The sequence below is a fragment of the Staphylococcus sp. URHA0057 genome (genome assembly GCF_000620265.1).
In the GTDB taxonomy this organism is placed as follows: Bacteria; Bacillota; Bacilli; order Staphylococcales; family Staphylococcaceae; genus Staphylococcus; species Staphylococcus pasteuri.
Genome location: NZ_JHVS01000023.1, coordinates 1 through 3451 on the forward strand (window position 1 = coordinate 1; position 3451 = coordinate 3451).

The 3451-nt window shown below is 30.3% G+C and carries 5 protein-coding genes and 1 pseudogene; all 6 read left to right on the top strand.

What is annotated here, in order from left to right; genetic code table 11:
• Positions 1–208: 208 nt before the first annotated feature.
• Entirely contained in the window at positions 209–814 is a 606-nt protein-coding gene (folE, locus tag N524_RS0109355; protein WP_029056332.1) for a GTP cyclohydrolase I FolE, read from the top strand.
• Positions 815–835: 21 nt separating this feature from the next.
• Complete coding sequence (locus N524_RS0109360) at positions 836–1603, top strand: SDR family oxidoreductase (RefSeq protein ID WP_029056333.1); 768 nt, start codon at positions 836–838, stop codon at positions 1601–1603.
• A gap of 17 nt (positions 1604–1620) precedes the next feature.
• Positions 1621–1746, top strand: a complete 126-nt coding sequence (locus N524_RS13480) for an NAD(P)-binding protein (protein WP_197018762.1) — start codon at positions 1621–1623, stop codon at positions 1744–1746.
• Positions 1747–1756: 10 nt separating this feature from the next.
• Positions 1757–2788 (top strand): NAD(P)/FAD-dependent oxidoreductase, encoded by a 1032-nt coding sequence (locus N524_RS0109370; RefSeq protein ID WP_155979884.1) that lies wholly within the window; start codon positions 1757–1759, stop codon positions 2786–2788.
• Between the two features lie 271 nt (positions 2789–3059).
• A complete protein-coding gene (locus N524_RS13265) occupies positions 3060–3230 on the top strand; it encodes a hypothetical protein (protein ID WP_231460221.1) in 171 nt (56 codons plus the stop codon).
• A 112-nt stretch (positions 3231–3342) separates the two neighbouring features.
• A pseudogene (locus N524_RS12870) lies at positions 3343–3451 on the top strand (transcriptional regulator); the annotation flags it as partial.

Below are 3451 nucleotides of genomic sequence, written 5' to 3' on the forward strand. Positions count from 1 at the left end.
GGATTTTCGCCATGCCACGAAATTAGCATCATGCTAGCAAGTTAAGCGAACACTGACATGATAAATTAGTGGTTAGCTATATTTTTTTACTTTGCAACAGAACCTAAGCATTCCACTTGATATTCATTATTAGTTGCTAAATACTGAAGATAAATAAAACTTAAAATTTTAAAGCAAAGAAGTGACTTAACAATTGGATGAGAATAAGGTGAATAAATTAATTGAACACTACTTTCCAAATAACAGTGAAGAAAAGCGTATACAAATTAATTCAGCTATGGAAAGTATAAAAAACATTATTGATTTGTGCGGTGATGATCCCAATAGAGAAGGTTTATTAGAATCACCATATCGTTTTATTAAAGCCTTTTTAGAGTATACAGAAGGTTATAATGAGAACCCTAAAAAGCATTTAGTAAAGACGTTTGATGTGAAACAAGATGATATGGTTTTAGTTAAAGATATAGAGTTTTACTCTATGTGTGAACACCACTTTGCACCATTTTTTGGTGTCGCTCATGTTGGTTATATTCCCGACAAAAAAGTAACTGGTTTGTCTAAAATAGGTAGAGTTGTTGAAGGATATGCCAGAAGATTTCAAGTACAAGAAAGATTGACTACACAGATAGCTCAAGCTGTAAATGAAGTTTTAGAACCTAAAGGAGTAATGGTTGTCTTAGAAGCTAAACATATGTGTATGTGTAGTAGAGGTGTTAAAAAAGAGCAATCATCAACAATTACATCAGCAGTACATGGTTTATTCCACGATAATTATAATACGAGAAATGAATTTTTAACTTTAATCAATAAATAATTGAAATCAGGTGTAAAATTTATGAATAAAAAAACTGCACTAATTACAGGCAGTGCTAAAGGGCTTGGTAAAAAAACAGCCATTGATTTAGCAAATGAAGGCATTAATATCGTAATCAATTATAGAAATAGTAAAATAAAGGCAGAAGAATTGGCAAAAAAATTAAGATTTGAATATAACGTAAAAGCAATGGCCATTCAAGCAGATGTGAGTAAAGAATACGATGTAAAAAAGATGGTTAATCAAATTGTAAATGAAATGGGAAATTTAGACATTTTAATTCATAATGCAGGGCCTTTTATTAAAGAGAAAAAGTCGATTGTTGATACAAATTATAACGAATGGTCTTCAATGGTAGATGGTAATTTTAAAAGTTTTTTTAATTTAGTGAAAGAAATTATTCCTATAATGAGACAGAATTATTGGGGAAGAGTAATAACAATTGGATTTGATCAAGTTCAAAATTTACCGGGTTGGGTTCATAGAGGTGTGTATGCTGCAGCTAAGACAGCTGCGATTTCCTTGTCAAAAACATTATCCCGAGAAGAAGCTAATTATGGTATTACCTTTAACACTGTGTCTCCTGGCGATATTTTTGAAGAAGATAAAGAAAAAACTATAAGTGATGAAGAAAATAAAATGAATCCCTTTACAATACCCAGAAAAGAGTATGGTGAAGATATTTCACATGTTATTAAATTTTTATGTGAAGAAAAATCAAGTTATATAACCGGTACAATTATCCCTGTGACAGGGAATCATGACATTATTAATAAACACATCTTATAAAGAAAGGAATTTTAATGATGGGCAATCGAACAGTTATTGTAGGTGGATCAATAGCTGGTGTATTCACAGCTAAGGAATTAAGAAAAAATGAATATCAAGGTGAAATTTTAATTATAGAAAGCGAGAATCGGCTTTCCGTATGATAAACCACCTTTGACAAAGGAATGGATGCAGGACTTAAATAATACAACATTACCATTATTAGAAAAAGAAAATTTTTATGACGATAATAATATAGAAATCGCGTTAAATACTAAAGTAGTAAGTATAGATTCTTACAATAAACAAATTAATACAGAAAGCAAAGAAACAATTGATTATAATAATTTAGTTTTAGCAACTGGCACAAAAGTTAGAACGTTAGAAAATACTAAAAATGTATCAGGTGTTAACTATCTGTCTAATTATTTAGATGCGGTAAATATAAAAAGAAATGTTCAATCAATAAGTAAAAATATTGTTATCCTTGGTGGAGGATTTATTGGTTTAGAATTGGCTGCTAGCCTGATTAGATTAAATCAAAACGTCACTCTAATTTCTAGATCTAAATATCCATTAGGTAAAGTCATTGGACAACAAGCTTCAAGCTACATTAAACAATTGCACGAAAGAAAAGGTGTAAATGTTATTGCTGGTGACACCATAAAAAGCATAGAAGGTAAAAATAATATAGAACAGATTGTAACGAATAACGGCTTAAAAATAGACTGTGATCTACTTATAATTGGTATTGGAACAAATTTTGAAGCAATTAAAAACGTTGGAAATAAGAAAATAGAGTATAATAACCAAGGATATATTGTTGATAAATACGGTCAAACTAGTGTGAAAGATGTGTATGCAGTTGGTGACTGCGCAGTCTGGCCTTATAACAATGATTTAATTAATGTAAAACATTGGGAAAATGCATATAACCAAGGTAAAAACGTAGCTAAAAATATCATTGAAGGCTCTTCTTCGATGTTTAATGTTATTCCTTACTTTTGGTCTGATCAATATGATGATGGGTTTGAATACTTGGGTTATATTAAAGATTGGAGTCGTACAGAAGTTGAGGGAAATATAGACGAAGGAAAATTCTCAATTACTTATTTAGATAATTCTAATAAACCGTGTGCTGTATTTTTTGCGAATGGGTATAAAGATAAAGCTGAGGTACAAAAATATTTATCCGACAATCAATAATTAACTTTAATGATTTGCTGATTTGATACGAGCCTTCTATGCAAACCTTCATTTATTTTTAATAAGTCAACTAGATAATGTATAATAAATTTTGGCGTATACATTAACTTTGGTTTAAAGAAAACATAATTAAACACCGACGTGTCGGTGTTTTAGTGTTCATGTGAATATTAAAAAATTATGGAGTGATGATACATGAACACATTCGTTTTCGGCGTGATTACAAAGAGATTAGAAGAAAAAGGACTTTAATGTACACGAAGTATTCAATATGAGCGATAAACAGGCTAAAAAAGACTTATTTGATGATTTATACCATTATGTCCGCTATACAAAGCCATGCGGTGCAGAATTAACGATAGTGGTATTAAATGCTGATGAATTGATGCACTACTTTGTATGCTGTTATATGGAACGTTATGCTTACAAATTGAACGCTTAACCGTTACGACATTTTGCAAATGTCGTTGAACTCAAAAAAGAGGTGATTGCACATAGTCACCTCTTTTTTTACGTTTTTAGGATTTATATTTTAATTTAGGGTGTGATTTTATATGAGCTATGAAAGTGCTTGTGATGTGATCTGTGTACATGAGGATAAAGTTAACAATGCTTTAAGTTTTTTAGAAGATGATAAATCTAAGAAATTACTTAACATTTTAG